This is a genomic window from uncultured Vibrio sp. (assembly GCF_947488985.1).
Lineage (GTDB): Bacteria > Pseudomonadota > Gammaproteobacteria > Enterobacterales > Vibrionaceae > Vibrio.
Map to the genome: position 1 here is coordinate 1 of NZ_CANLBV010000204.1, position 1,653 is coordinate 1,653.

A 1,653-nucleotide genomic window follows, 5' to 3' on the forward strand; every position below is an offset into this window, starting at 1 on the left:
GAGTCAATAAGAGAATGTCTCTGATCTGATCGTACGATTCTGATTTAGTTCACTCGATTTACGCAACAAAGCCCTTTAGCACCTCAATGGAGCAACATAAGAGACACTGTAACTTTTGTTTTATCGAAACAAAAGAAGATCGCAGACAACAAAGGACTATCGCTCACTATCACTAGCGATATTCCTGAAGAAGACCTTTATTACCTTGACCCAAGTCGCTTGGCACAGATTCTATTCAATCTTATTGGCAACGCGATTAAGTTTACTGAACACGGCCATGTTCATGTCAATATAAAATACCAGCAAAACGTTTTCTATATTACGGTCGAGGACACAGGGATTGGTATTAGTACGCTGCAACTTTCTACGCTGTTTAGTCCATTCGTCCAAGCCGACAGTACAATTACTCGTCTATTTGGCGGTACCGGCTTAGGGTTAGCCATCACTAAACGACTGGTTGAACTCATGCGCGGCTGCATATCTGTAGAGAGTGAACTGGGTAAAGGCTCCAAATTCAAAGTAGAGTTACCGGTGCTTACTAGAGTAAAGAACCATTCTGTTCAATATCAGCAAGATGAATATAAAAGAGAGCTAAGAAGTCGTTATTCAATTTTAGTCGTCGAAGACAATCCTACAAACCAAATGGTGATTAAGTTAATCCTGACGAGACAAGGTCATGAGGTGTTTATTGCAAGTAATGGTGCAGAAGCTATTCACTTTATTGAGCGAGGCAGCAATCCGATAGATATTATCTTAATGGATATGTCGATGCCGGTAATGGATGGCTTAACCACAACCAAATACATGAGAGATGCAAACATAAACACACCGATCGTCGCACTTACTGCACATACATCAATAGAAGACAAATTTTCATGTTTAAACGTAGGCATGAATGACTTCGTCACCAAACCAGTAAGAACTAAAGAGATCACTGAAGCAATTGATAGATTGATGCTGGAAGCCTAATAAACGTATTCTTAATCGAAGATTAGGATATATGTTTATTAGGTATTTTATGGTAAATAGATAGTTGTTAAATAGAAAAATGATTTGGCTAAAGCAGGAAGGCAGAGGGCATGACAAACAAAGACCTTATCTTATGAATATACTGCTTAATTTAACATAATATACATAATACGCAGTGGGATAGGCAAAAAAATAAAGGTATCATTCATAACAAAATCAATCAGATACCTTTACTTTTTGCCTATAAAATTAGGCTGTTTTTTTATCTTCGGTTAGTCGCTCTAATGCATCTATAGCCCGACCATTTTTAGAACGTTCCGCAATAATTGCCAACAAAACGAAATCCACATCTAAATTAAGCATGTCAGCCACAATTACCGCATGATCATCACTCATTGTCCCACCATTGCGCCATCGATTAACGCTAGCCGATGATATCTCTAAGTATCTAGCTACGTGCCTATCACTAAGTAACTGTTTTTCAACGCGTAATCTGTTTAGTAACTCTACAGTATTTATCATTTTAATACCTCCTAAGCTAAGGATAGATTAAGTGTTTAGTGGTAGTCGAGCTAGTGACACATGTAAGCAAATGTTCTTTAATGTTCCTCGTCAAGTCGGGAGACTTTGCGAACATCCTTTAAGCCCCCTTAGTAGATTGCAAGCTCTTCGGGGGCTGTCTGA

Annotated in this window: 1 protein-coding gene and 1 pseudogene; one reads left to right on the forward strand and one right to left on the reverse strand. The window is 38.5% G+C overall.

Annotated elements, in window-relative coordinates:
• Positions 1-75: 75 nt before the first annotated feature.
• Positions 76-969 (forward strand): annotated as a pseudogene (locus Q1A70_RS19790) (response regulator); the annotation flags it as partial.
• 249 nt (positions 970-1,218) lie between these two features.
• Here Q1A70_RS19790 and Q1A70_RS19795 read toward each other — a convergent pair.
• Positions 1,219-1,491 carry a hypothetical protein gene (locus Q1A70_RS19795; RefSeq protein ID WP_299695716.1) on the reverse strand — a complete coding sequence of 91 codons (273 nt, stop codon included), beginning with the start codon at positions 1,489-1,491 and terminating at the stop codon, positions 1,219-1,221.
• Positions 1,492-1,653 lie beyond the last annotated feature (162 nt).